This window comes from Paenarthrobacter sp. MSM-2-10-13 (genome assembly GCF_011605365.1).
Taxonomy (GTDB): Bacteria; Actinomycetota; Actinomycetes; order Actinomycetales; family Micrococcaceae; genus Arthrobacter.
In genome coordinates, this window is the sequence record NZ_JAAOXO010000003.1 from 229,967 (window position 1) to 256,767 (window position 26,801).

Below are 26,801 nucleotides of genomic sequence, written 5' to 3' on the forward strand. Positions count from 1 at the left end.
GAGGACGATTCCATGCAAATGCCCAAGCCTTCAGAGGCGGACAAGGAACGCTTCCGCTCGGCCGTCCCCGAAAGTCCAGACGTGGTGGTCAAGCCGATGTTCGGGAACCTCGGCGCTTTCGTCAATGGCAACATGTTCGCCGGCTTGTTTGGCCCCACCATCGGCGTCAAGCTCTCCATGGCCGACCAGCAGGAGCTGGAGGCCAATCACCAAACGCAACCTTTCGGCCCGGAAGAGCGCCCCATGGGCGGTTACGTCGGGCTTCCCGAGTCTTGGCAGGACGACGCCGAGCAAACTGCGGAATGGGTAGCCAAGGCCTTGGAAAACGTGGCGAAGTTGCCGCCGAAAGCACCGAAGGAACCCAAGGCAAAGATGCCCAAGAAATAGGGAATTCCTCAAGCAAGAGCCCTCGTCAAAAGTGTCAGGAAGTGCTGTGATCCTGCTATGGCATCAATGAATGGGCGGGTGTCCCTCGTGACCGGTGCTACCGGCGGCCTTGGCAAGGCCATCGCTACTGCGCTGGCCCGCGAAGGAGGGACCGTCGTCGTGGTTGGCCGTTCTGAAGCGCGGGCAGAAAACGCGATTCGTGACATCCATGCTGTGGTCCCCACCGCAGCGCTGGAACCGCTGGCGTGCGATCTCTCGAGCCAGGCCTCAATCCGCTGGGCCGTTGACGAGTTCCATTCCCGTCACCAAAAGCTCAACGTGCTCGTCAACGCTGCCGGTGTGTTCCGCAAGGAACGCCAAGTGACTCCGGACGGCCTTGAAGTCACGTTCGCCACCAACGTAATGGGCTATTTTCTGCTCACCAATTTGCTCGTGGATTCGCTGAAAGGCGGCGCAGGTGCCGACGAGGCCTGGACTTCGCGGGTGGTCAATATCGCGTCGAAGTATTCGGGTGGACCGTCGGTTACCAAGATCGACTTCGACGACCTCCAGACCGCCAATCGCAAGTACAGCTATACGCGCGCTACCCCACCAACAATGCTCGGCCGGGTTTTGTTGACGCAGGAGTTCGCGGATCGCCTTCTCGGGTCGAACGTCGTGGTGAATGCCGCGCACCCGGGCTTGGTTAAGAACACGGGGTTGCTCCAGGACGTTGGCGGACCGTTCCGCTGGCTAACGAACACCTTGGGCAAGCCTGCCGAGGAAGCGGCCGATACGCCCGTCTGGCTGGCGACCTCACCGGAGACTGCGGCGGTGTCCGGCAAGCTCTGGGCAAAGCGCAAGCAACTGCCGACTCCGGGCATGGGTTCCGATCCGGCCGCCCGGAAGAGGCTGTGGGAGGAATGCGCCCGGCTAGCGAAGATCCTCTGAGCTTGCGCTCAGGAAACTAGGCCTCCGTCAGGTCCAGCTGCGGCGCAGGTTTCCGGAACCCTCGGGTCAAGAATGCCAGGTAGGCCAATCCCACGCCGGCCCAAAACAGCCCGAAGGTGAACGACAAACCACTGAGGCTGGTCCATAGCCAAATCGTGAGCACAAACCCAATGCCGGGAAGCACAAGGTTGTGGATCACGCCACGGGCACCGCGGGCCTTCTGGTCGAAGAAGTAGTGCTTGATCACGGCCAGATTGACCACAGAGAACGCGACCAGGGCACCGAAGCTGATCAGCGAGGAAATCGTCAGCAGATCCAACACGAACGCCAGCAGCGACACCGCGGAGGTCAGCAGGATGGGCAACACGGGGGTGCTGAAGCGGGCGTGCAGCCGCCCCAACGCTGCCGGGAACACTCCGCTGCGGCCCATCGAATGAATGATCCGCGAGACCGAAGCCTGGGAGGTCAACGCTGATCCGAGGCTGCCGGCAATGTACGCGGCCGTGAAGAAGGCAACCAGCAACTCGCCGCCCGCCGCGCCAATGACCTCGATGGCCGCCGAGTCCACGTCGTTGAAGGTGCTGACGGGGAGAACTAAGTGGCTGATGTACGCGAGTCCCAGGAAAATCAAGCCGGCCAGGACTGTGGTGATCATGATGGCCCGGGGAAGATTCCGCTTGGGATCCTTGGTTTCCTCAGCGAAGGTTGAGACGGCGTCGAACCCCAAGTAAGAGAGGCAGAGAATTGCGGAGCCGGCGAAGACGGGTGAAAGTCCTTCGGCACCTTCGGCACCGGTGAACGGCGCCAGGAGGTCAACATTGCCGATTCCCGTGATGGAGGAAAGTCCCAAGGCCACAAACAACACGATGAAGAGCGCCTGGAGACCCACCACCACAAAGTTGGCCTTCGCAATCGCAGTGATGCCGAGGACATTCAGCACCGTCACAGCCAAAATCGCGACGATCATGAACACCCACGCAGGTATCGCCGGGAATGCGGCTTCCATGTAGATGCCGATGAGGAGGTAGTTGATCATCGGCAGCAGCAGGTAATCCAGCAGGAGCGACCATCCGGCCATGAAGCCAAGGCCTGGCCCGAAGGAGCGGGTTGCATAGGTGTACGCGGATCCCCCGAACGGGAACGCCTGCGACATCCGGCCGTACGAACGAGCCGTGAACAGCATGACCACCAGGGTCACGGCATAGGCAGCGGAGAGCCGCCCACCTGTCAGTTCCACAACGATGCCGTAGGTGCTGAAGATGGTCAGCGGGACCATGTAGACCAAGCCCAGCAAGACCAGTGATGGAACGCCGAGGACACGGCGCCAACTTTGGGAAGGCGCCTGGGCGGAGGCTGGCCCCACAGGCTTCTCGCCTGCCGGTGTATCTGTTTCAAACGTGGGGGTCATTGGGAATCCTTGGTGGTCATACTGTTGTGTGCTTGGAAGCTGCGACTCTGCAGAGCTTCGTAGCGGCGACCGGATCTACGGGGTCACCGCGATCCTGAAGTGCTGGGGGTGGCTCATGGGCGCTTGATGGAAGCCACTGGCCGTGTGAACTTGAGATGAAATGAATAACGTTCATTTATTGTGACGGTGAGGCGCGTCACAGTCAATATGTGACGGGCGGTTGTGGGGACTGCGGCGCACTCCGCCTCCAGTAATGCGCCAACGGCCTCAAGTGCCAGGTACTGCCCTCCAGTGCCGACCGTTATGCCTGCAAGAGTTCCTCTCGGGCGGCGCTGGCGGCCACAGGATAGACCTCCATACGCAGGGCTGCCGCGCCGGGCACCTACAAGGCCAACCTGACGCGATCGATGACGGCGACATCGCCTTCAGCGACGACCTCCCCGAACGCCTCACGGAAGTCTGGCAGGACTTCAACCAAACGCATGCATGAGCCCAGTTGCGGATCCTTCGCTGCAGCGGGTCGTGGACCCATTCGGCGGGCAGCCGTGACTGACCACCACTACCCCGTGATCGTTGGTGGAGTACGGATGGACGCGGAGCATGGGTTCAAGAGGTCCAGCCGCCGGACAACCGGGGGAAGCCTGAAAAGTTATCCGCCCGAGCGGAATCGTTTGCGGCTCAGCATGTGGCTGCCTTCCCATTGCTGAGAACCCTGCCTTAGTGCCCATACAATTCATACCTAGTACGTGCGTAATTAATGAACGCTGCACGGCCAGGGGATGCTGCGTTGTCTGCAGTCACACCACGCTCCCTGCGCCCGCGCAGCAAAGGAAGAGTGAGCAGTGGCCAGCAACAACAATGCCAACCTGGTGTGGAGCATCGCAAACATTCTGCGGGGGACCTATAAACCCGCCCAGTACGGTTCGGTGATTCTGCCCTTCACCATCCTCCGCCGCCTCGACTGCGTCCTCGACAAAACCAAAGACGCCGTGCTCGCAGAGCAGGAAGCCAAGAAGGACCTCAACATCCCGTTGGACACCTTCCTCCAGAAGGCCTCCGACCAAAGCTTCTTCAACACCTCCAGGTTCAACTTCGCCAAGCTCCTCGATGACCCCACCAACATCAAGGCGAACATCCTTAATTACGTCCAGGGCTTCTCGGAGAACACCCGGGACATCTTCGAGCGCTTCGAGTTCTACAAGACGCTCGAGAAGCTGGACAGCTCGGACCTGCTCTACCACGTCACCAAGGACTTCGCCGCGATTGACCTCCACCCGGAGACCATCAGCAACATCGAGATGGGCCTCATGTTCGAGGAACTCATCCGCCGCTTCGCCGAAGCCTCCAACGAAGCCGCCGGAGAGCACTTCACCCCGCGCGAGGTCATACAGCTCATGGTCCAGCTCCTGCTGAACTACGACGACGACGTCCTCACCAAAGAGGGCATCGTCCGGTCCATCTACGATCCCACCGCCGGAACGGGCGGCATGCTCACCGTCGCCCAGGAGCATCTGCATTCGCTCAACCCGAGCGCCTCCCTCGTGGCGTACGGCCAGGAAATCAACGACGAGTCCTACGCCATCTGCAAGTCGGACCTGCTCATCAAGGGACAGGACATCTCCAAGATCTCCGTCGGCGACACCCTCGCGAACGACCAGAACATCGGCCAACAGTTTGACTTCATGCTCTCCAACCCGCCTTTCGGCGTCGAATGGAAGAAAATCCAGCCACAGATCCAGAAGGAACACGAGCTCCACGGCTTCGACGGCCGCTTCGGCCCTGGCCTGCCCCGCGTCAGCGACGGATCCCTTCTGTTCCTACTGCACCTGGTCCGCAAGATGCGCCCGGCGCACGACGGCGGTTCCCGCATAGGCATCGTCCTGAACGGCTCGCCGCTGTTCACTGGCGGCGCCGGCTCCGGGGAGTCGGAGATCCGCAAGTACCTGATCGAGAACGACTTCGTGGAGGCCATCATCGCGTTACCCACGGACATGTTCTACAACACCGGCATTGCCACTTACATCTGGATCCTCTCCAACAGTAAGAAGCAAAAACACCCGGAGCGGGTCGGCAAGATCCAGCTCATCAACGGTGCCGACTTCTTCCAGAAGATGCGCAAGAGCCTCGGCTCCAAGCGCAAGGAACTCGGCACCCAGGACATTGCAAGCATCGTCCGGCTTTACGGGGCGTTCGAGGACGACGGCGAGACCTCCAAGATCTTCAACAACCAGGACTTCGGCTACTCCACCATTACAGTGGAGCGCCCGCTGAAGCTCAACTTCGCTTGCACGCCCGAGAGGATCGGCGTCGTCCTGGCGCAGAAACCCGTCGAGAAACTGTCCGAAGAGGAACGGCAGCTCCTCGAGAAGACGCTCACCCGCCTCGGCGAAGACGAGAAGAGACTCTGGAAGAACCGTGAAGCTTTCCTCAAGGTCCTCAAGCCGGCCCTCGCCGGTGCCAGCCTCAAACTAGGCGCCCCGGTCATGAAAGCTGTTTTGGCAGGGCTTTCCGAACGCGACGAAACCGCCGACGTCTGCAAAGGCCCCAAGGGCACCCCCGAGGCGGATGCCGACCTTCGCGACACGGAGAACGTCCCGCTCGGCGAGGACATCAAGGCCTACTTCGAGCGCGAGGTCCTCCCCCATGTCCCCGACGCCTGGATCGATGAGACCAAGACCAAGGTCGGCTACGAGATCCCCTTCACGCGGCACTTTTACAAGTACGTCGAGCCCAGGTCTTTGGAGGAAATCGACACGGACCTTAACAAGCTCGTTTCCGAGATCACCGCACTCCTAGCCGAGGTTGAGAAGTGACCTGGTACGGCACGACCGACCTGCAAGTGACAAGCTTCAAGCGGCTTTTCGAGGTCACGCTGGGAAAGATGCTTCAGACCGAGTCAACCGGGCCCACAGACTCTCTTACGCCGTACCTGAATTCCGCTGCAGTCCAGGACGGGTACGTCGAAGACTCCTTTCTCAAGTCCATGTGGGCTTCAGACACGGACCGCCAAAATTTGAGTGTTAGGGCCAACGACCTCGTCGTGTGCGAAGGCGGTGACGTAGGACGAAGTGCATTGGTGAAAGCCGATAGTTCGGCAATCTTTCAGAACAGTGTTCACCGCGTTCGACCCCGACAAGGAATCGACATTCGCTTCGCGAAGTACACCCTTGACGCCCTTCGAAGCAGCTCCTATCTCGACGTCCTCTGCAACAAGGCGACGATCCGTCATTTCACGGCGGATAAGCTCGCCAACCTCGAGATACCGCACGCTAGCCCCGACTATCAAAGAGCAGCCTGTGACTACCTCGACCGTGAAACCGCCCAGATCGACGAGCTGATCGGCAAGCAGGAGCGGCTCATCGAACTCCTCGCCGAGAAGCGCCAAGCCATCATCACCCATGCCGTCACCAAAGGCCTCGACCCCACCGCCCCTACCAAACCTTCCGGCATCCCTTGGCTCGGCGATGTTCCTGCGCATTGGACAGTTCGCAAGTTCAGCCAGGTGACGGCGATAAATGCTGGCCAAGTTGACCCAAAACAAGAGCCTTGGGCGAGTATGCTCTTGATCGCTCCGAACCATGTCGAGTCCGGAAAAGGAAGAATCACTCACCGAGAGACCTCGGCCTACCAAGGCGCAGATAGTGGGAAGTACCTGGTGAAGGCGGGCGAGGTGATCTATTCGAAAATTCGCCCCTATCTTCGGAAAGTCGTCATCGCACCCGAGGACTGCCTGTGCAGCGCTGACATGTACGGAATAAGGGCTTCACCCGAGGTAATGTCGAACCGCTTCCTGCAGGAGCTCATGTTGTCGCAGCCGTTTACCGACTTCACTGCGGACAGCTCCGCACGCGTCGCTATGCCAAAGATCAACCGAGAATCCCTAGCTCAGGGATTTCTCTGGTATCCATCCCTTAGCGAGCAAGAAGCGATACTGGGCTACATTGACCGTGAATCAGCTTTGACGGACCGGCTCGAAGGCCGCGCCAAGATGTTCATTTCACTTCTCCGGGAACGCCGCTCGGCCCTCATTTCCGCTGCCGTGACAGGCAAAATCGACGTTCGAGAAGGAGCGGCCCAGTCATGACGTTGCCTCAGTGGCATGGCTTCGTTGATCCTGTTCTGCGGGTCATGTCGGATGGCCAGATCCGCCGGAATGCTGAAATCAGGACAGCCGTCGCAAAACGCACCCGTTTAAACGAAGAAGACTTGGCGGAGGTGATGTCTTCCGGAGAGGCTCGCTGGTCCAACAGGATCAACTGGGCAGTCTTCGACTCCATGAAGGCCGGTTTGCTGGTGCGCGAGGCACGCGGTCAATACAAGATCAGTGACGAGGGCCTGCGCCGGGTTTCCTCAGCGGCAGAAATCACCTATCAGACCCTGATGGAATACGCGTCGTACCGCGCGTACCAAAACACGTCGAAGACACCCAAGAAGACGGCCCTTCCCGGCGTAGAACCGGCAACCGCATCCTCCGAGGCTGTGGTCGACCCGGACCCGTCCGAGGCCCTCGAGCAGTCCGCGGACCAACTCAACCAAGTCGTCATCGACGAGATCTATCGCAACCTGCTCGAGCTCTCGCCGGACGCATTCGAGCGCCTCATCCCTTTCGTTGTAAGAGCGCTGGGCTACGGAACAGACCGCGAGGACAATCTCAAGCCCACGCAGCGTTCCGGCGACAAGGGTATAGACGGGATTGTCTGGCAGGATGCCCTGGGCTTCGACCGCGTATACCTGCAGGCCAAGCGTTACTCCGAGGGCAACAACGTTGGGGCACCTGAGGTCCAGGCGTTCAGCGGCGCTCTGGGCCAGTTCCGGGCAACCAAGGGCATCTTCATCACCACCTCGACATTCACCACGGGAGCGCGTGCCGTTGCCCGTGATACAGCGCACTACACGTTGATTCTTATCGACGGCCACCGGCTGGCGTCGCTCATGTTCGAGTACGGCGTCGGGGTCCAGATCGATCGCACTGTGATCGTGAAGAAGCTCGACCAGGACTTCTTCGACAGTTTCTAGGGGGAACAGTATGGCTCAGCACAATGAAGTGACATTCGAGGACGAGATCTGCCAGGCCTTGGCTGCTGAGGGTTGGATCTACGAACCTGACCGCAAGGCGAGCGAGCTTTACGACGCCGCACGGGCTCTCGTCCCGGAGGACGTCTTCACTTGGCTGGCGGACACGCAGCCGGAGCAGCTCGGGAAAGTCCTCAAGCCGACGGATTCCCCCGCCGAACACGACGTCGCCAAGAACCTCCTCCTAGACCGGCTGTGCAAGGTCCTGGACAAGCCGGCGGCGAAGGAAGCCGGCATGCTCTCCGTGCTGCGCACCGGGTTCAAAGACGTCGCCGCCAAGTTCGAGATGTGCCAGTTCAAGCCGGCCATGGGCCTGAACCCGCAGACCCTAGAGCGCTACGGCAAGGTCCGCCTCCGGGTGATCCGGCAAGTGCACTACTCCACGGTCGACACGATGAAGAGCATCGACCTGGTCCTATTCGTCAACGGCCTGCCGGTTGCCACAATCGAGCTCAAGACCGACTTCACTCAAAACATCAATGACGCTGTCGAGCAGTACCGCAAAGACCGGCCGCCACGGAATAGCAAGAACAAGGACGAACCCCTGCTGTTCTTCGGCCGGCGTGCGCTGGTTCACTTCGCGGTCAGCAACGACGAGATCCAGATGACCACCGAGCTCAAGGGCAAGGACACCTACTTCCTGCCCTTCAACCTCGGTGACAACGGCAGTGCCGGAAACCCGGTCAACCCGAAGGGCTCAGCCACCAGCTACCTTTGGGAACAGGTGCTGCAGCGCGATTCCTGGCTGAACATCATCGGAAAGTTCCTGCACCTGCAGATCAGCGACAAGACCAATCCCGTCACTGGCGACCGGGAAGTCCGTAAGTCTCTGCTATTCCCGCGCTACCACCAGTGGGACGTCGTCAACCAGCTCATCGCGACCGCCCGCGCGGAGGGACCAGGTCACCGATACCTCATCCAGCATTCCGCCGGGTCCGGCAAGACCAACTCCATCGCATGGACCGCGCACCAGCTCAGCTCCCTGCACGGTTCCGACAACGAGAAGATCTTCGACTCCGTCATCGTCGTAACAGACCGCACCGTGCTCGATGCCCAATTGCAGGACGCGATCTATCAGATCGAGCACAAGTCCGGCGTCGTAGTTCCCATCCGCGGCAATGCAGGCTCGAAGTCCGCCGAGCTCAGCGCCGCGCTGGCGGCCCGAACACAGATCATCATCGTCACCATCCAGACCTTCCCCTTTGCATTGAAGACCATCGCCGAGTCCCACGCCTTGAAGGGCCGGAATTTCGCCATCATCGCGGACGAGGCACATTCCTCGCAGACCGGGTCAACAGCCAACAAGCTAAAGAAGGTCCTGTCTGCCGAAGAACTGGCGGATGTCAACGACGGCGGCGAGTTCGACGTCGAGAGCTACCTTGCTGCCGAGATGGCCGAACGCGCCGATGCTAAGAACATCAGTTACTTCGCTTTCACAGCAACGCCGAAAGCTAAGACGCTCGAGCTGTTCGGCCGCAAGGGTCCGGACGGGTTGCCGCAGCCGTTTCACCTGTACTCCATGCAGCAGGCCATCGAAGAGCGCTTCATTCTCGACGTGTTGCAGAACTACACCAGCTACAAAGTGGCCTACCGGCTCACGCATGAAGGTCACGACTACGACTCGGACGACGCACAGGTAGAGAAGTCGGAGGGGCTGAAGTCGCTGATGAACTGGGTGAAACTGCATCCATACAACATCAGCCAGAAGGTCCAAGTGATAGTGGAGCATTTCCGCGCTAACGTCGCTTGGCGCCTGGAGGGCAAGGCTAAGGCCATGGTTGTTACCGGGTCCCGCAAAGAAGCCGTGCGGTACAAGCTTGCCATCGATAAGTACATCAACGACGCCGGCTATTCCGGCTTGGGCACGATGGTCGCTTTCTCCGGCGAGGTCAACGACGACGAATCCGGCGTCGAGCCGTTCAATGAGATCAACATGAATCCCAGTCTCAAGGGGCGCACTCTGCCCGAGGCGTTCTCGACTGACGACTACAAAATCATGTTGGTGGCTAACAAATTCCAGACTGGCTTCGACCAGCCCTTGCTCGTCGCAATGTACGTGGACAAGAAACTCTCCGGGGTGTCGGCTGTGCAGACCTTGTCACGTTTGAACCGCACAGCGGTGGGCAAGGACCAGACCTTCGTTTTGGACTTCGTCAACGACCCCGACGAGATCCTCGCGTCCTTTAAGCCGTACTTCCGCGAGGCCGCGTTGGAGAGCGTCTCCGAACCAAACGTGGTGCATGACCTCCAAAACAAGCTAGACGCTGCCCAGATCTACCTCGATTCCGAAGTGGACGGCCTGGTGAAATCCTATGTACTTGGGGCCGGTAATAATGCTCTCTCCGGTTGGGTGGCGCCGGCCAAGTCGCGCTTCAACACCCGGTACAACGCCGCCGTGGCCGATGGTGACAAGGCCGCCCAGGACGAGCTGGACCTGTTCCGCAAGGACCTGGGATCGTTTGTCCGCGCCTACGACTTCCTCTCCCAGATCGTCGACTTCGCCGACACGGATCTGGAGAAACGCTCGATCTACTACAAACACCTTCTGCCGGTCCTCCGTGTGAACGACGCCAAGGTGGCGCTGGACCTTTCCGGAGTGGTGCTTGCCAAGTACGCGCTCAAGGACAAAGGCAAGGCCCAGTTGCAGCTCTCCGGCGAAGATGCGCTGCTCAAGCCACCCACCGAGGTCGGCACCGGCCAAGCGAAAGACCCTGTCCTGGCCACGTGGGAAGAGATCATCCAGCAGGCCAATCTGCCGTTCGAAGGGGAGGAACTGGATGCTGTAGCGCACTTCGTGGAGGGCGTACGCCGCGAGCTGGTGAAAAACGAGACGCTGCAGAAGCAGGCACAGAACAACTCGCGGAGTCATTTCGGCAGCAGCCCTCATCTTGAGAAGGCCGTCACCGATGCCGTATCGAATTCCATGGACAGCCACTACAACCTGAGTCTTCAGGCGTTGGGCGACAAAACGAAAATGCAGTCGCTGCTGAAGATGTTGAGTGCGCTGATCTACGAGGAACTGCAGGCATGAGCGGATGGGAGTGGGCTCAGATAATCGCCAATCTTGCAACGGTAATCGCTGTTACCTTCGCGATTATCCAGCTCATTGGTGCCCGTGCAGCCAAACATCGCGATTTCGAAAACCTGTACGTTCAGCGTTTCTGGGCACTTATGGACAACAGTCAAAGATCTCAACGGGGACTAGTGAAGACCCTTCGAGGTGAAGACCGGACCATCCGCTCATACTTGGAGCTCTGTGAGGACGAGCTAGACCTAAGGCGTAACGGATTCATTTCCACGAAGACGTTGAGTATGTGGGCGGACGGAATGATCAAACAGTGCAGCCAGTCTCCATATAAGGAGGCCATGAAATCGCTGGGTCCATCTGAACTACCTGCTCTCCAACTCTTCCTTCTAACGCAGAAAGATCCGCTGAAAATGAGCTGGATAAGAAAGTGGTGGACCGGCATCGGCATCAGAGGGCCTAGGCGTTGAGAGTAGTCGGACACTAATGCCCTCCCTCATCTCCTGGCTCGACGCCTCCACCGAGGAAAACGCAAGGATGCGCGAGCTCGTCAAGCTCTTGGGCAGCCCGGAAACGACAGACGACCTCGGACTCGGTCAACTGCGCGATGTCATCAGCAACAGCCTGTTTCCCGGAACATCGGTTCTGCACGCTGGAGCGCGTTACATGCTCCTGGTGCCATGGTCATACTTGACCGAACACCGCGGTACCAAGAATCCGGAGGAGCTGCGCAAGCGATCTGAAGAGTCCGAGCGTCGATTGATTGGCAGGTTCAAGGAGTTGGGGGTCGAAAGCTACATCGGGAGCGAGGCCGGCCGGAACGTGAAGCAACTCCCCTCAGCCGCTTACTGGTCTGCGTTGCGCCGCTTTGGCATTGTGAGCCCGGAGGCTGAACGAAGCTCAGTCGCACAATTGATGTGCATGAATGCGCCGATCCCGGAGGATGGGGACGACTCGCCCCACGTGTGGAACCCCAGCATTCCCACACCCCCGTCGGGCTTTCCGCAGTCCGACGAACGGGGTCTGACGCTGTCTCATGAAGAAGCCAGCTGGCTTAGAGATCGAATGATGATCGCCTGCCCAGGAAGCATGCTGGCTCATCTCGTGGGCTCCGACGCAAGCCCGGACCCGCGATACTGGGCACCGTGGCTGGATCCTGTTTGCCAAACGGTCGGAGATGAACCCGGTCAGTGGCTGAGGGACGCGGAAGTTTTCTCACTAATCCACAATGGAGCGACCATCCTCTACCAGCGGCTACTTAGCGAGCACTCCCGTGCCGCATTCTCACCCGAGGAGGACATCGTTGGACAGACGCAACGCCTGCTCGACTCTTGGGAAGACGAGCGCGACGCCAAGCGCGGGATCCTTGGCACCTGGGACGTAGACGACTACTTAGCTCGTGCGACATCGTTGAACCGAGGCATCAATTCCAGCACGGCAGGGTTCGTTCGATCAGCGATTGAGGCTGTTAGGAACCAAGCCAGGATGATCGACAATGAGGATTTCTGCGATCGGGTCATGACGCGCGAAAGGTTGATGAAGAAGTCAAACTCCCGTTTCCATAATGAGCGCCGTCTCCGTGCTTGGCAGCCGCCGACTTCAGTGACGGCACTTAACTTCCGTTGGTTTCAGGTACGGCGGACCGTTTTGGATATCCATGCTGGCTTGGCAATGGAGGCTTCCGTAAATGCTTGATGCTACGAATCGCCAGGCTCTCACCCAGCAGCTCCGCCCTCCATCGGGCTTTCGGCTAGTACACGCCGTGGGCACTACATTTACGTTGGACATGACCAGTGCTCTTTCCGTTCCACTAAGCTTTGTCGCGGGCAACGGCGAGGACTTCACTAATCCGGTTGCCGTTCTCAGCGCCTTACGCAAAGTGTCTGATCGTGTGGACATATTCTGCCAAGCAGGACACATTCAAGCGCCCAGGGACGCATCAGATCTGCTGGCAATGCTTGAGCCCATGGTGCACCAGGTTAGCGTCAAACGGGGTCTGTTTCACCCAAAAGTGTGGGTACTTGAATTCGAGAGAGGCACGGAACGGCGCTACCGCTTCCTGTGTTCCAGCCGCAATCTGACCGCCGACGCCAGCTGGGATCTGTTGGTGCGGCTCGACGGAGATCTCGAGTCCGGAAACGCTGGCCCTGACAGCGGCCCCCTGGCTCGTTTCATCGAAAACCTTCCCGAACTATGTACTGTAAAGCTCGATGTCGACCGGCTGGCTCGCGTACATGGACTTGCGTCCCGATTGTCAAACGTGAGTTGGGAATTGCCGGAGGACATACAAAAGCTTTCGTTTAGACCCATGGGTTTAGGTGAAAAATTCGAACAAGGTTCAATTGCGGGCCATTTATGCGAGCCAAATAGGTTTCGAGGCCTCAATGGGAAGACAGGAGGCGCCGCATTTCTGGGCTTTGAGAAATTGGTTATCTCCCCATTCCTAGATGACATTCTTTTGGCCCGCCTACGAGACCCATGGATGCGCAATCTCCATGTGTACTCGCGCAGTGACCAACTCGATTTGCTTCAAGAAGGGACGGTGACCGAACGTCGCAGTTCCTTCAAGTCTTTCGATGAACGCGGCATCCCTGAGTCATCAAGTACGGGCCAGGCTTCATCCGATCAAGAAGGCTTTCGCTTTCTCGCGGAAGACCTATCGGGATTACATGCCAAGGCCTACTTCTGCGACTACGACCATTCCACTTACGCTCTGTTGGGATCAGCCAATGCCACCGCTGCGGCATTCGGCACCAACGTCGAATTCCTCGTAGAGTTACGGGGTGCCAAGAAACGGATTGGCGTTCAGCGCGTCATAGAAAGCCTCAAGGAAGTCCCCTTCGAGGAGTACGGCGGCAAAGGCGGCAAAGAACCGTCTGACGAAGACCAAGCCGCTCTCAGCCTTGAGAAAGAGCTTAGAGCCGCAGCAGCTCATCAGTTCCTAGTCGGGGCCCAGCCGGACAGCCTAGGGACATACGCTATCGAAATCAGCTACAGCTGGAGGCCTAATGTCCAGTTCACCGCAACCCTCCGGCTCCTGTCCCTCCCCCAAGTAACGGCCGCCGTCGTTCCCACCGACGGTGCATCAATCCAACGGTTCCGTGCAGTTCCACTCGCTGACGTCACGCCGTATTTGCTACTGACCATAAAGGACCCAGAGGCAGGGCTGTCCAAGAGCACAGTCATCCAAGGAATCCTGATAGCCGATCTTCCGGGACGGCTTGACGAAATTGTTGCGCGCCAGTTGAACGATCCTCAAAAACTCCGACAATTCTTGCTCCTTTTCCTAACTCCCGAAGACGTCGGGCTAGGAGGGGCGACGGGCGCGAACTGGCTATCCCCTGCGTCCGGATTTACTAATTCTTCGACGTCAGGTTTGTTTGAAGCCATGGTGGCAGCCTTGGCCAACCCGGAGTCCGGGCAGGTTTTTGCCGACCTCCAGGTTGTCATGGACCGGTTACTGGCACTTCGGGGTGATGACAGGGAAATACTCGAGCTGCATTCCCTTTGGACGGCGGCTGTAGAGGCACTGAAGCTGGAGACACCATATGACGTTTGACTCAGAACCCGCGCTGCAGGGACTTCGTCACTTCCAGCGCCGGACGGTGGACCACGTGTTCCGCCGGTTCTATGTGGACGACGAACCTGCTGATCGGTTTCTGGTGGCGGACGAAACCGGGCTGGGGAAAAGCATGGTTGCACGCGGCATTATCGCGAAGGCCATTGAACGCTTGGACCGGCCTGATTCGGATGTCGATCGGATCGACGTCGTCTATGTGTGCTCAAACTCTGATTTGGCCAAACAGAATCTGGCACGCCTGAACGTAACGGGCCAGAAGGACATCATTGAGTCGGGACGGCTGACGCTTCTTCCGACGGAACTCGGAAAGCTGAATGCGGCGCCCCATCCCGGCACTCGGAAGAGAGTGAACTTCATTTCGCTAACTCCAGGCACCTCGTTCAACGTCAGCAACGCGCCGGGTCAAGCACGCGAGCGTGCCGTGCTCTTCCTCATCCTCCGACAGCTGGGAGCTTTCGGAAAAGACCGGCATGACCTAGCTATCGAGCTCCTGCGGTCACAATCCAAGGCCAAGAACTTCAATGGGGAGGTCAGAAGGCTGGATGACCTCCACCCCCAAGGCATAGTGAAGTCGGTCGTCGGCAGGTTTCATGATTTAGCCACGCGCTCTGGAAACCTATCTGCGTTCGATCGATTGATGGAGGAGGCGTTGGGGGCCAATGCTGCCGCAGTCCGGTCTAAGATGCGAGCGGTTGTCGGTGGGCTTCGCGGAGACTTGGCTAAGGCTGCCCTCGAATGCTTAGAACCAGACCTGATAATCCTGGACGAGTTCCAGCGGTTCCGCGATCTTCTCTATGAACCTTCGGCAACCAAAGAAGAAGTAGATGCGGCTGCCGAGCTTGCCAGACAATTCTTGAACTATGAGGGTGCCAAGCTCGTCCTGCTCTCAGCCACGCCCTATAAGGCCCATACGGGTGCCAGTGAATCCGACGGCGATGATCACGCAGCCGACTTCCGCCAGCTCCTGCGTTTTCTCAGCAACGGGCGAACGGACTACATCGAGGCGCTCGATGCCGACCTGGACTCACGCCGTTCACATCTCATGAGACAGGTGAACGACGAGGGACTCACTCGAAGAATTGAAAGTCGCCTGAAACTCTTCATGAGCCGCACCGAAAGGCCGCAGCTGGGTGACGACAACATGCTGTCGTGCATCGATATGTCACCAACCGATGTCCGCGCCGCCGATCTCGCCAGCTATCGGTCGTTGGCCAAAACGTTCCAGGCAGCCGGATCGGGCAACCCTATGGAGTATTGGAAATCGGTACCGATGTTCGCGCATTTCCTCACCAACTACAAGGTTGGCCGGATGCTGGATGACAGAATCCATTGCGATCACGCTGCCGTCGACCCGACCCTACCAGCCCTGACGACCATCAATCCTGAGGTTCATCGGCAATACGGCCATATTGAAACGGACAATGCCAAGTTCCGAGCCGTCAGCGAACATACCGTTGGTCAGGACTGGTGGAAATTGTTATGGATGCCTCCATCACTCCCTTATGTGAAGCCCTCTGGTCCATTCGCCCAAGTGGAAGGAGCCGTCACTAAGCAGCTCATCTTTTCAGCTTGGAATGCTGCCCCGACAGCCATCACTACGCTGCTCTCCTACGAGGCCGAGCGACGAATCATGTGGGGCTCCAATCTCCATGGCGAGAACACGGCCGAAGCCCGCAAGCGTTTCCGCGGCCGTCTCCGCTACAACGTTCGCAACGGTGAGCCGCTTGCCATGTCCACACTCGCGCTGTTTGTTCCGCATGCTGCCCTGGCTCGTGCCAGCGATCCCCTGATCAGTGCCGCCCACGAAGGCTCAGCCGCTGATAGCGCCACCATCAAAGCGCGAGCGGCAGAATGTGGCAAGAAATTGATCAGAGGCACAGTTGCCGAACCCGCGCTCCGGCTCGGCACATGGGCCTCGTACTTCTCGGTCCCAAGGGGACTCCCAATTGCCTGGAGCGACAGTCCGAAGTTGGCACGACAAGAGTTGCGAAGGGTTGACGAAGAAATCCGCAAAGACGGAAGAGCTTCTGATGAGGAGGACGAAGAGGGAAGCTCCGATTCCGCACTCTACTTGGCCCACGCGGATCGCATGGTGGCGGTGGCCAACCAACCCTCCGTAGGTTGGGAGGACGGCATAGACGACTTGGCTGTGAACTCACCTGCAAACTGTCTCTACCGTGCTCTAAGTCGCATCGTTCCTGACAGCTTTGATGAAGGCGATCTCTGGAAAGCAGCGGTGAGCGCTGCTTCTGGCCTCAGGACACTCTTCAACAGGCTTGATGTCACCGAGCTGTTGGACACCCTCTACCCCGACGGCGACTACTGGCAGAAAGTTCTTCGCTACTGCGAGAGTGGAAATCTCCAAGCCGTATTGGATGAGTACGTGTTTCAGTTGCGCAGTCAGCAGGCCCCGGGTTCAGTCTCTGTCGATGATCTGAGGGCAATCGCCGACGACATCCGCTTGTCCCTGTCCATCAAACCTGCGCAGTTACTCGCCAAGTATCCGGATAAGTCTCATGACGACCTCCGGATGGGCGTCCGCTTTGCAGTCCGCTACAGTAACGCCCGCACAGACGACGGCGATAGCACCCGCATGCCTGATGTCCGCCGGGCCTTCAATAGTCCTTTTTGGCCGTTCGTATTGGCTTCGACTTCCGTGGGTCAGGAAGGCATCGACTTTCACTGGTGGGCGCACTCCGTCATCCACTGGAATGTACCGAGTAACCCGGTGGACTTCGAGCAAAGGGAGGGCCGCGTCCACCGCTATTTGGGTCATGCGGTACGAAAAAACGTTGCCCATACGTATGCCAAATCGGTTCTGAAGCCGGGCGTCACGGATCCTTGGCAAACGTTGTTCGACGTCGCGACATCCGAGATCTCCGCTGGACCAGTGGAACCGCGTTCAGAGTTCGCACCCCATTGGATTCATCCAGGCCCGCACAAGATCGAGCGGCGACTTCTCGATCATCCACTAAGCCGAGATGTGACCAGAACGCAGAACATGCTCGATGGGCTCGCGAAGTACAGGCTGACCTTGGGCCAAGCTCGCCAGGATGATCTGCTAGGCCTAATCAAAAATGGAACAGGTGTTAGACCGCTGAACTTGAGGCCTTGAGTCCGGGTCAAGTCTTCCTTGAACGATCCGTCCGCGGGGGGCGGGGCGCGCATTGACACTAACTGACGCGTTGCACGGCCCACCCCCCTCGCGCCAGATATGCTCTAGGGATGCTGCGTAGTGCCGGGGCTAAAACGTCGGCAGCAGGTAGTACGTTTTATGCAAGAGCGGTAACAGCCGCACGGATTCTCGCGTCATGGACGTGTGTTAGGTAATAAAGAGGCAAGCGTGGGCGTTATCCCCATTATCGATATTTTCGCGGGGCCAGGTGGCTTGGGCGAGGGGTTTGCATCAGTTGGGGCTCAGGGGGATCGCGCTTTCAACTCCGTTTCCGCGATTGAGATGGAACGCTCCGCTCACTCCACCCTGACACTGCGCAGTGCCTTTCGGGACCTGCGGGATCGCGGCCAAGTCCCAAATGCCTACTACCGGTACTTACGCGCAGAGATCACTGAGCACGAACTCCGTCAAGACGGCAAGATGGCCGCCGCTCTTGAGAGAGCCTCACGTCACGTACACCAACTCGAACTCGGACCGGACACACGAGAGGCTTCGGACCTTCATATCAAAGTTGCGCTGGACGGGGCTACAAATTGGGTTTTGATTGGCGGCCCTCCGTGCCAAGCCTATTCTTTGGTGGGGCGGTCTCGAAGAGCCAATGACTTGACCTTCGAAGATGATAAGAAGCACTTCCTGTACCAGGAATACCTTCACATCATTAGAAAGTTCTCTCCAGCCGTTTTTGTCATGGAAAACGTCAAGGGCCTGCTTTCATCGACACACGGCGGACAACCCATGTTTGCACGCATCCGAGATGACCTCAGAAACGAGGGCGGCGATGCGGAGTACGTAATCTACTCGCTGACCGTGCCAGATGAGCCAGACAACTTAGTACCTCGCGATTTCATCATCAGGTCCGAAGAATACGGTGTGCCGCAACAGCGCCACCGCGTAATCCTCTTAGGGGTCCGCTCTGATGTAGGCAGAAAGCCCACGATTCTTCAAAAGCGGGAGAAACAAGCAACGGTCAGGGAGGCAATTGGACATCTCCCCGCCATTCGATCGCGCATTTCTCGTGGCAATGACGCCGTGGATCTCTGGGCCAATGTCCGCAGTCTGGCGCACCGCATGGCCAAGGATTCTGTCGATGGATTTGCGGAGCCCCTGAGACCAGTTCCGCCCCTCGGCCAAGAATTCGTTCGAGGACGTGACACCCCAGTCGATACTGAGCTGCAGCGCTGGCTCTCTGATCATGCCATTGGAGGCTTTGCCAACCACGTGTCTAGAGGGCACATGGAAGCGGACCTATACCGGTACTTCTTCGCTGCGGCGTTCGGGGCTGTCAACTTCCGGTCGCCTCTCCTATCAGAGTTCGCAACCGACCTGCTTCCAAACCACAACGCAGCCAGATTAGAGTCGAAAGCATTCGCCGACCGCTTCAAGGTGCAGATCTGGGATAAACCGTCTTCGACTGTTGTTTCCCACATAGCGAAGGATGGCCATTACTATATCCATCCTGACCCTTCCCAAATGCGGAGCCTAACGGTCCGCGAAGCCGCCAGACTTCAGACCTTTCCCGACAACTATGCATTTTTGGGCAACAGAACCCAGCAGTACACTCAAATAGGGAATGCAGTACCACCGTATTTGGCCTACCAAATCGGAAATATAGTAAGTGAACTGCTGAACTAACACCTAGGCTAGACCATGGGGGTAAAATTGGACGTCGGTGATGACTGGGATCTTGTTGAGCCCAGCGCAAGTCCTATATTCGAATCGCTGCGCGCCTTCGGCTACACGCCTGAGACGGCGATCGCTGACTTGGTGGACAACAGCATTACAGCGAAAGCCAAGAATGTTTTCATCTCATTTCAATGGAATGAGGGTGACTGCTACGTTGTCGTCAAGGATGACGGGCACGGTATGGGAGCGACACAGCTTCTCGACGCAATGCGGCTCGGAAGCAAGAGCCCGCTCGAGGAACGGTCGACGGGCGATCTCGGGCGTTTCGGACTGGGCTTGAAGACTGCTTCTATCTCCCAAGCTCGGGAACTCACCGTAGTGAGCTCCGACGGACTTGACGCAAATGTGCGGCGCTGGGACTTGGACGAAGTTCGAGCAACCGGGCAGTGGCGATTGCGAACAACGCTGCCAAAGCAAGTTATCGACGATATCTCTTTCACTGGCGCCGGAACAGCGGTTATCTGGACGAAGTGCGATCGCCTTGTGGGCCTTGACGACGCCGGTGGTCGGGCGACCAAAAAGCACTTTCTCGCGGTGGCTGATCGTGTGGAGCGACATCTGAGTTTGACGTTCCACCGTTTCCTGTCGGCGAAACGAGGCCTAAAGATCCACCTAAACAGCCACCTAATCAAGCCGTGGGATCCCTTCATGGCGTCACACCTTGGGACTTGGTCAGGCGGGGAAGAACACCTGCCGCTGGATGGCAATGTTGTAAAAGTTACTTCATACGTTCTGCCACACAAGAGCAAAATATCCGACGACGAACACCGCCAGGCGGCGGGGGTAGCCGGATGGAACGCTAACCAAGGCTTCTACGTCTATCGCAATGACCGTCTACTGGTGGCAGGCAGCTGGCTCGGGGTAGGCGGGATGAAAGAAGAGCACGCAAAGCTCGCCCGAATTGCACTCGACTTTCCCATTGAGTTGGATCACCACTGGCAGGTGGACGTCAGGAAGTCTCATGTGCGCCCCCCAGCAGCCTTAGTGACCGACCTTCGCCGTATCGCGCGGGACACGAAGTCAAAGGCTCAATCGGTCTACCGGTTCAGGGGACAATTCAGCGCCCGATCTTCCGCTCAGGACTTCGTCTTTGCATGGAGGGAATACAAAGACCGTGACGGAAAAGTATCTTACAAGATAAACCGAGAAAACCCCGTAGTTACTCAACTGATGGAGGCAGCCCCCGGAGCCCAGGATGAAATACGACGCCTTCTTCGCTTCGTCGAGGAGACTCTCCCTCTGACGCAAATCGCAATCCACGTTGCCGATGGCATCGAATCATCTCATCGGCCCTTCGAGGGAAGCACCAGCGAAGTGACGGCAGATTTGGATTTCCTATGCCAACGAATGACAAAACGCGGCCGAGACGTAGCCGCGGTATTAAATGATTTAGCCAGCGTGGAACCCTTTTCCCTTTACCCGGAGATAGTGGCCGCTTACAGAGAGAAAGTTGAGTCGAATGAGGATTCTTGAACGCGTTTTGAAGCTCGCTCGGGTCGATCTCGAGGACTTCCAACAGGACCGCGCCCTCTTAACGAGGGAAGATATAGAGTCGGCTGTCCGCGATGCTCACGATTTCTCTGTCAAGAGAGGCCTGTCCGCGGCGCACGAAGACGACTTGATTGAAATCGTCCGTCAGCTGGAGAAAGAATTCAACACATACGTGGGGCCAAGCGAAGGACTTTACGATCCCACTGATCATGAACCATGGATCGCTGCGAAAAAATCCGACATTGAATGGCGCTTCTGGGATAGATACCGTCGCCTTATGATCGAGGACGAGGGTCGCCCTGGACATATTTTTGATAAGTCGGTAGGGCTGGTTACAGATAAAATATTGGATTCACTCGAAGACCCAACGAAGGAAGGTAAGTGGGAGCGACGCGGATTGGTTGCGGGACAGGTGCAGTCCGGCAAGACTTCGAACTACGTTGGACTGATCAACAAAGCGATTGATTCCGGCTACAAACTTGTAATTGTTTTAGCCGGTGCACACGACAGCCTTCGTAGCCAAACCCAGCAGCGTGTGAATGAGGGCGTGTTGGGCTTCAATACAGTTGACACATTTAGCAATACCGGCCAGTCCCCGAAGACGGGCGTGGGCCTTAAGTCTGGGCCATTCCTGAGGATCAACTGCTCAACAACAGTCGAGTCCAACGGTGACTTCAGTCTCCGCACCGCTAAGCAGGCGTTGCAATCGTTGGGAGGTGATCCGGTAATCCTCGTCGTGAAGAAGAACGCTTCAATACTCTCCAACGTCTACAGGTGGGCAACGGAACTGACGCACACTGTTGACCCCGAAACAAACAAGAAGATCGTTCAGAAACTTCCACTTTTAGTGCTTGACGATGAAGCGGACTACGCTTCCGTGGATACCAGTCAAAAAAAGCTAATCGATGAAGAGTCCGACCCTTCAAAGATCAATGGCCTGATCCGGCAAATTCTGGACACTTTCGAACAAAGTGCATACGTCGCCTATACCGCAACTCCCTTTGCCAATATTTTTATTGATCCAAAGGCTGAGCACAGTACTGTTGGTAATGATCTCTTTCCTGAACACTTCATCATCAGACTACCGGAGCCATCTAACTACTCGGGCCCAGTCAGATTCTTTGGGTTGGATGAAGACACCGATATTGGACTAGAAAGCGTGACTCCGATTCCGACGCTCCGGACGGTCGATGACCATGAGAATTGGCTTCATGACGGGCATAAGAAGACGGATGTTCCTGAGGGAGAACTTCCCGAGTCAATGCAAACCGCTATCCAATCATTCATCCTTTCGTCCGCCATGAAGCGGCTCAGAAAAATCAGGAATAAGCATTCATCGATGCTCATCCACGTTACGCGCTTCAAGGATGTGCAAGAAGGGGTACGCGTTCAGGTGGAAGACTATGTTCAGGAGCTTCGTCAGTCGGTTCGCCATGAGGATGCCGGGAATGCAGGGTCCGCGCTCTTTCAATTGAAGAAACTGTACGAGTCGGATTTTATCAGTACGAACGCTGAGATGTTGCGGCAAGATGAGTCTCGGTCTGACAGCATGGAGATCTCACCTTGGTACGAACTCGTGGACGCAATTGCTTCTGTCTTGAATGAAGTTGAAGTGCAAGTGGTTAACGGTTCTGTTAAAGACTCGCTAATGTATTCCTCCCGGCCTGAGGGACTAACTGTCATTGCGGTTGGAGGAGACAAACTTTCGCGCGGTCTTACGCTCGAGGGCCTCACAACATCCTATTACCTCAGGGCGTCAAGGATGTACGACACCCTGATGCAGATGGGCAGATGGTTCGGATATCGCCCAGGGTACCTTGACCTCTGTCGGATTTTCACCACCGCTCAGCTTGTGACCTGGTACGAGCGAATTACGAATGCGACCGCCAAGCTGTACCGCGAATTTGACATCATGGCCCAATTGAACCGGACACCCAGGGACTTCGGCCTACGAGTCCAGCAGCATCCCGACGGACTCATGGTGACCGCTCGCAATAAGTCGAGGAATGCGCAAAGCCTCCGAGTAACGTTTGCTGCAACTCAATGCGAAACACTACTTTTTGATACTTCCGAAACAGCGCGCATATCGAACTGGACTGCTTTCGATCGCCTGATGCAGGCGTGCGAGATCGGTCCTCGCATTTTGGAGGGATCCCAAGTTGTTCATGCTGAAGCCAACGTAGTCATCGATTTTCTTAACTCATATATTGCCCATAGAGATACTGGTCGAGGTTTACCCAAGCCGTTGGTTGATTACATTCGGCAGTGCCTCCATTTGGAAACTCCGGAACTGGAGAACTGGGTCGTCATGATCGGATCGCGGCAGGGTTCCGGTGATGATCTGCTTTCCACCGCTAGCGGGATCAAGATCCGGCTATTCGACCGAGCACCCTCGCCGGAGCTTGAAAATCAAATGCACGAGTCCGAAAGCGGCACAGTCCGTCAACCTAGGGTGACAATAAAGAGACTGGTAAGTTCGGGTGATGAACTTCGGCCGCTCGATAAAGATTCTGAAAAGTGGGAACGAGCCCTTGGCTGGGCCCAAGAGCGTTTTGACGCCGGTGAAGCTAAGTTCCGCACCAGTAGGCCTACTCGCCCTTCCGCGGCTGCTGAGCGGATGGTGCGGCACAGAAACACTGGGTATCTGATGATCTACCCTCTGAATCCCGAAAAGCTACTTCACCAAAATCTCCTGATGGAGTCCACAACATGTGATGGCAAGCCCACTCCACTCGTAGGTTTTGCAGTCTCTTTCCCCCAGAGCGAGAACGACTTGGCCGTTGAGTACCAAGTGAACTCCGTCTATTGGGACGCCATGTTCGAGGACGACGACGAAGTTGAAGAAAGTGAATAGCGGCCTTCGTATTGGACGTTCCGACGACATCAATCTGGACCAAGCTTGGAAGGCACTGGAGTTGAGTCAACCGAGCCAAGGGGAGGTTCGCAGGCGGCTGCCCTCACCCCTAGGCCAGGACTGCTTCGCCCTGGTTAGTTTTACATCCGGAATGAGGAGAGGCCTCCTGTTCAAAGCACCGGGTAGGATGCACGAGATCCAGCCCTTTCTTCCGTCCGTAGCGGGACTCGAAATCAGCTTGGTCGGCGCAGGCGTGGGCGCCCTCGAGTTGCGAATCCTTGAGTCTGCTTCAGAGGTGACGTCGGTGTTCAAGGCCTTGGCCCGCGACGTCACTGCGTCAATTAATGGCGTGAACGCCCAAGCGCTCATAAAGTCAGTCGTCCGCCGCCTGGCGCTGTGGCAGGGATTCTTCAGCGTTGCGCGACAAGGGCTATCGGTTACGTCGCAAGCTGGGCTGGTGGCAGAACTGCTCACCCTTCGGGACTATTTCATCCCATATGCTGGCGCTGAGAGGGCTGCTGATAGCTGGTTTGGCCCAGAACATGCTCTGCAGGATTTCTGTGATGCTCAGCTTGCTGTTGAAGTAAAGTCCACGTCCACCACAGGGTCCAGGCATGTGACGATTGCCAACGAGCGTCAACTAGACCCAGTCCAAACAGAAACCTTCCTCCTCGCGGCTTACAGTCTCGACGTAAGGGGGGACGGAATCGGTTTCAAGCTTCCAAGTCTAGTCGCCGATGTGAGGAATGCCATGAACGGCGTTGAGCAGGCCAGGCTGGCGCTGGAGGCCAGACTCATTAGGACGGGTTACATTGACGAGCATTCTGGTCAGTACACCAACACCTTTGAAGTTCGTAAGCGGCAGTGGCTGGCCGTGCGAGACGATTTCCCAAGAATCACAGAAGCGGATATTCCCCAAGGTGTCAGCCATGTAAGTTACAAAATCGACCTAGAGTCGTGCGGCCCGTGGGTTCTTTCGGCAGACGAGGTCTTGGAAGTATTCAGAAGGACGTACGCATGACGGCGATCGATCAGTTTCACGCTGAGCTCACACAGGAAGTCCGTTCCACAGCAGAAAGTGAAGAGTCACCACAGAGCTTAGCGCAAGCCTTCACAGAATATGCCGCGAATTTGCTCTTGGAGGCAGGCGAAGCAAATGATCCGCGGATTGCGGTGCTTGCCAAACCGGGTCTAAATTGCTCAGGCATGGACTGGGACGAGGAGAGGAGCCGCCTGACCGTCTTTGGAACTCTCTTCCGTTCCACTGAAGGCATCGCTAGCCTGACCAAGGCTGAACTCCAGCCATTGTTGGCTGGAATGAGCGGATTTACATCGCACTCGTCCATGAACTTAGACCAGTATGTCGACGAGTCCTCTGACCTCCACGACATCGTATTGGAGGTGAAGAACCTTTGGCCAGCAGTCGAAAGTATCCGACTGGTGGTTTTTAGCAACCTGCGCCTGCGGACTGTAGTCCCAAACGTCGGAGATATCCGCGAAAAGCCAGTGGCTGTTGAAGTCTGGGACTTGGAACGCATTCACAAGATAGATAGCTCGGGGCAAGCACAGGAGCCTGTTTACATTAACTTTTCTGACTACGGGATCGACGGCATCCAAGCCCTCGGGCCGTTTGGTGACCCCCAAGATTATGAGTCCTATTTGGCGGTCATTCCGGGAGATGTTTTGGCTCGCATCTACGGTTTGTATGGTCCTCGGCTGTTGGAGCTCAACGTCCGGTCCTTTCTCCAGACTCGTGGCAAAATCAATCAAGGGATACAGTCAACCATTGCAGAAGAGCCCGATAGGTTTCTCGCCTACAACAACGGTCTTTCACTGACCGCCGCCGGCATAGAGAAAACCGCCGATGGTGGACGGACTTTGGTAACGAAACTCCAAGATGTGCAGATTGTTAACGGTGGGCAGACGACCGCTTCGCTTTACCACGCGTTGTCCAAGAGCAAGCGGGACCTCGCTGAAGTCCAAGTTCAGTTGAAGCTCACGGTCGTCGCTGATGAAGTCCGCCATGAATTGGCTCGATCCATTTCCCAATTCTCCAACGCACAAAATCCCGTTCGCATGGCAGATTTTACTGCGAACGATAAATTCCATGTTGCCATGGAACAGATTTCTCGTTCCAAGTGGGCCCCAGGCAAGGACGGCTCCCACCAAATGACGCGCTGGTTCTTCGAACGCGCGCGCGGTCAGTATGCCGATGCTATCGCCAGGGAACGGACACCAGCGGCCCAAAGGAGCTTCAAGAGCGAACATCCGGTCTCACAGAAGATTCTAAAGACAGACGTGGCCAAATATGAACACATGTGGCTGCAAAAACCTCACATCGTAAGCCTTGGTGCCGAGAAGAACTTCCGCGAATTCCTGCAAACGCGCACTGAGAATGGCGATAGAACGCTTCCTGACGAAGCGTACTTTGAGCGACTGGTAGCCAAAGCGATCCTCTGGAAAGAAACTGAACGCATAGTTACGAAGTTGGCCCTCGGAGGCTACCGCTCTGTTACGGTCGCCTACACTCTTGCTTTCTTATCACGAGGCTCGCAGCAGCGACTCGATCTCAGCAAGATCTGGCAAGACCAGCAGCTCCCCGTCAGGCTGTCAGATGTAATTACTGACTTGGCTCCCCGAGTTCATGAGGTAATCCTGCAGAGCGCCGGCAGTAGGAACGTAACTGAATGGGCAAAGAAGAAGGAGTGTTGGGATGCTGTTTGCGGTATTCCTTGGCTTGCTCCAGACGACATTCTCACAAAGTCCTCTAACCCATACTTGGGGCCGAACAACATGGCAGATACCCCCGAGGCTGCCGCCGCAAAGTCCGATGAAGAAACGGAAGCGCTAAAGCGGGTCATAATGGCTTCCTCCCATACTTGGAAAGGTATTTCTTCATGGGCCAAGGAAACCAGTAACTTGCAGCCGTTTCAGCGATCCATCGCGTACTCTTTGGGGAATCTGCTCGAAAAGGGGCGGGCGCCGTCCGTCAAGCAAGCTCTTCAAGGTGTCAAGATCTTGGACGAAGCTGAGCGACTTGGGTTCGACCTCAAGGCCGACCATAGTCGTACATAAATGTCCCGGCACGCTGGGTGGGTTTTCAGTCACCCCTCCCAGCATATCCGTTCGGTCCGACGTGGAATCAAAGCTGTCCTGGGTTGGTTGTGTGAGTGCGCGGCGAGGTCAAAGTCTCAC

The 26,801-nt window shown here is 57.1% G+C and carries 16 protein-coding genes; 15 read left to right on the top strand and 1 reads right to left on the bottom strand.

Going from position 1 to position 26,801, the window contains the following annotated elements:
• Positions 1 to 12: 12 nt before the first annotated feature.
• Both HAV21_RS09420 and HAV21_RS09425 read left to right on the top strand, forming a co-directional pair.
• Positions 13 to 387: a TfoX/Sxy family protein gene (locus HAV21_RS09420; RefSeq protein WP_166841497.1), complete on the top strand. Its 375-nt coding sequence runs from the start codon at positions 13 to 15 to the stop codon at positions 385 to 387.
• Positions 388 to 444: 57 nt separating this feature from the next.
• A complete protein-coding gene (locus HAV21_RS09425; RefSeq protein WP_166841498.1) occupies positions 445 to 1,317 on the top strand; it encodes an SDR family NAD(P)-dependent oxidoreductase in 873 nt (290 codons plus the stop codon).
• A 16-nt stretch (positions 1,318 to 1,333) separates the two neighbouring features.
• Here the strand turns inward: HAV21_RS09425 and HAV21_RS09430 are convergent, their stop codons facing one another.
• Positions 1,334 to 2,725: an APC family permease gene (locus HAV21_RS09430; protein ID WP_166841499.1), complete on the bottom strand. Its 1,392-nt coding sequence runs from the start codon at positions 2,723 to 2,725 to the stop codon at positions 1,334 to 1,336.
• A gap of 842 nt (positions 2,726 to 3,567) precedes the next feature.
• On the opposite strand from HAV21_RS09430, the gene HAV21_RS09435 reads away from it, so the two are divergent.
• The 13 genes from HAV21_RS09435 to HAV21_RS09495 all read left to right on the top strand — a co-directional run bounded on the left by HAV21_RS09435 (position 3,568) and on the right by HAV21_RS09495 (position 26,681).
• Positions 3,568 to 5,538, top strand: a complete 1,971-nt coding sequence (locus HAV21_RS09435) for a class I SAM-dependent DNA methyltransferase (RefSeq protein ID WP_166841500.1) — start codon at positions 3,568 to 3,570, stop codon at positions 5,536 to 5,538.
• Positions 5,535 to 6,809, top strand: coding sequence for a restriction endonuclease subunit S (locus tag HAV21_RS09440; RefSeq protein WP_166841501.1), 1,275 nt, complete (start codon positions 5,535 to 5,537; stop codon positions 6,807 to 6,809). Before HAV21_RS09435 ends, HAV21_RS09440 begins: the two co-directional genes overlap by 4 nt.
• Positions 6,806 to 7,741: a restriction endonuclease gene (locus HAV21_RS09445; RefSeq protein ID WP_166841502.1), complete on the top strand. Its 936-nt coding sequence runs from the start codon at positions 6,806 to 6,808 to the stop codon at positions 7,739 to 7,741. The genes HAV21_RS09440 and HAV21_RS09445 overlap by 4 nt, the downstream gene beginning before the upstream one ends.
• A 10-nt stretch (positions 7,742 to 7,751) precedes the next feature.
• Entirely contained in the window at positions 7,752 to 10,829 is a 3,078-nt protein-coding gene (locus HAV21_RS09450) for a DEAD/DEAH box helicase family protein (RefSeq protein ID WP_166841503.1), read from the top strand.
• Complete coding sequence (locus tag HAV21_RS09455; protein WP_166841504.1) at positions 10,826 to 11,293, top strand: hypothetical protein; 468 nt, start codon at positions 10,826 to 10,828, stop codon at positions 11,291 to 11,293. The genes HAV21_RS09450 and HAV21_RS09455 overlap by 4 nt, the downstream gene beginning before the upstream one ends.
• A gap of 16 nt (positions 11,294 to 11,309) precedes the next feature.
• Positions 11,310 to 12,518, top strand: a complete 1,209-nt coding sequence (locus HAV21_RS09460) for a DUF6361 family protein (RefSeq protein ID WP_166841505.1) — start codon at positions 11,310 to 11,312, stop codon at positions 12,516 to 12,518.
• Between the two features lie 91 nt (positions 12,519 to 12,609).
• Positions 12,610 to 14,382 carry a phospholipase D family protein gene (locus tag HAV21_RS09465; protein ID WP_166841506.1) on the top strand — a complete coding sequence of 591 codons (1,773 nt, stop codon included), beginning with the start codon at positions 12,610 to 12,612 and terminating at the stop codon, positions 14,380 to 14,382.
• Positions 14,383 to 14,428: 46 nt separating this feature from the next.
• A complete protein-coding gene (locus HAV21_RS22560) occupies positions 14,429 to 17,518 on the top strand; it encodes a DEAD/DEAH box helicase (RefSeq protein WP_166841507.1) in 3,090 nt (1,029 codons plus the stop codon).
• 480 nt (positions 17,519 to 17,998) lie between these two features.
• On the top strand, positions 17,999 to 19,210 hold the full coding sequence (locus HAV21_RS09475; RefSeq protein ID WP_243753195.1) for a DNA cytosine methyltransferase: 1,212 nt from the start codon (positions 17,999 to 18,001) through the stop codon (positions 19,208 to 19,210).
• 15 nt (positions 19,211 to 19,225) lie between these two features.
• Complete coding sequence (locus HAV21_RS09480) at positions 19,226 to 20,734, top strand: ATP-binding protein (protein WP_166841509.1); 1,509 nt, start codon at positions 19,226 to 19,228, stop codon at positions 20,732 to 20,734.
• Positions 20,721 to 23,606: a Z1 domain-containing protein gene (locus tag HAV21_RS09485; RefSeq protein WP_166841510.1), complete on the top strand. Its 2,886-nt coding sequence runs from the start codon at positions 20,721 to 20,723 to the stop codon at positions 23,604 to 23,606. The genes HAV21_RS09480 and HAV21_RS09485 overlap by 14 nt, the downstream gene beginning before the upstream one ends.
• Complete coding sequence (locus tag HAV21_RS09490; protein WP_347877638.1) at positions 23,599 to 24,627, top strand: PD-(D/E)XK motif protein; 1,029 nt, start codon at positions 23,599 to 23,601, stop codon at positions 24,625 to 24,627. The genes HAV21_RS09485 and HAV21_RS09490 overlap by 8 nt, the downstream gene beginning before the upstream one ends.
• Positions 24,624 to 26,681, top strand: a complete 2,058-nt coding sequence (locus HAV21_RS09495) for an AIPR family protein (protein WP_166841512.1) — start codon at positions 24,624 to 24,626, stop codon at positions 26,679 to 26,681. The genes HAV21_RS09490 and HAV21_RS09495 overlap by 4 nt, the downstream gene beginning before the upstream one ends.
• Positions 26,682 to 26,801 lie beyond the last annotated feature (120 nt).

What these genes read in the sequence shown, in the direction of transcription:
- HAV21_RS09420 (WP_166841497.1), top strand. Translation starts at nt 13, where the DNA reads ATGCAAATGCCCAAGCCTTCAGAGGCGGACAAGGAACGCTTCCGCTCG.
- HAV21_RS09485 (WP_166841510.1), top strand. Translation starts at nt 20,721, where the DNA reads ATGAGGATTCTTGAACGCGTTTTGAAGCTCGCTCGGGTCGATCTCGAG.
- HAV21_RS09455 (WP_166841504.1), top strand. Translation starts at nt 10,826, where the DNA reads ATGAGCGGATGGGAGTGGGCTCAGATAATCGCCAATCTTGCAACGGTA.
- HAV21_RS09460 (WP_166841505.1), top strand. Translation starts at nt 11,310, where the DNA reads ATGCCCTCCCTCATCTCCTGGCTCGACGCCTCCACCGAGGAAAACGCA.
- HAV21_RS09450 (WP_166841503.1), top strand. Translation starts at nt 7,752, where the DNA reads ATGGCTCAGCACAATGAAGTGACATTCGAGGACGAGATCTGCCAGGCC.
- HAV21_RS09445 (WP_166841502.1), top strand. Translation starts at nt 6,806, where the DNA reads ATGACGTTGCCTCAGTGGCATGGCTTCGTTGATCCTGTTCTGCGGGTC.
- HAV21_RS09465 (WP_166841506.1), top strand. Translation starts at nt 12,610, where the DNA reads ATGACCAGTGCTCTTTCCGTTCCACTAAGCTTTGTCGCGGGCAACGGC.
- HAV21_RS09425 (WP_166841498.1), top strand. Translation starts at nt 445, where the DNA reads ATGGCATCAATGAATGGGCGGGTGTCCCTCGTGACCGGTGCTACCGGC.
- HAV21_RS09475 (WP_243753195.1), top strand. Translation starts at nt 17,999, where the DNA reads ATGGCCGCCGCTCTTGAGAGAGCCTCACGTCACGTACACCAACTCGAA.
- HAV21_RS09480 (WP_166841509.1), top strand. Translation starts at nt 19,226, where the DNA reads ATGGGGGTAAAATTGGACGTCGGTGATGACTGGGATCTTGTTGAGCCC.
- HAV21_RS09430 (WP_166841499.1), bottom strand. Translation starts at nt 2,725, where the DNA reads ATGACCCCCACGTTTGAAACAGATACACCGGCAGGCGAGAAGCCTGTG.
- HAV21_RS09495 (WP_166841512.1), top strand. Translation starts at nt 24,624, where the DNA reads ATGACGGCGATCGATCAGTTTCACGCTGAGCTCACACAGGAAGTCCGT.